This is a genomic window from Vibrio sp. 1249-1 (assembly GCF_033340495.1).
In genome coordinates this window covers 1-559 of sequence record NZ_JAWOWJ010000970.1, presented here as the reverse complement: position 1 = coordinate 559, position 559 = coordinate 1, and the positions used below count along the sequence as shown (strand labels likewise).

The following is a 559-nucleotide window of genomic DNA, read 5'->3' as shown; positions in this document are numbered from 1 at the left end:
ATCGACCATAACAAAACGCCAAGGCGATACGAACTTCCCTTTATTCACGTAATCCGTTGCTCGACTTATCATGGTTGGGAAATCGACTTGATTGCTCTCTTTGAGCATTTTTTGCCATGCAGAAAAACACGGCCAACACAGTGCTAATTCGCTATTGAGGCGCGTATAGTCTTGGTGATCCACCAACTTCTCTTGCACTTGCTTTTTCGTTAAACCAACAGCAGCTAAATGCGACAATTGAGAATCCAACCAAGCAATCAGCTTCGGATTTTCCGAATGGCTACCCAGCTCATCATCACCTTTCGGATAAGCAATAGGCCATTTATCTAAATGCTTTTGCCAACGTTTGAAATTTGTTGGTGTCATCCAGTGCTTTTTCAACCAGTCGACACACCAAGCCGTGCGTTGGTTATCGTCTAATGCAAGAGGGCTGATTTCGACAGGCTGCTGCTCGACTTGATTAAGAATGTACAAGCCGAGTTGATGAAAGGTATTGACTCTTACGCCTTCTGCCGCCAAACCGCCTTTATCAACCAAACGCTCTTTCATTTCTTTCGCG

The 559-nt window shown here is 44.7% G+C and carries 1 protein-coding gene; it reads right to left on the bottom strand.

Annotation, left to right across the window (positions count from 1 at the left end):
• The coding region (locus R7Z50_RS29980) for a UvrD-helicase domain-containing protein (protein WP_411979541.1) at window positions 1-559 on the bottom strand (559 nt) is incomplete at both ends.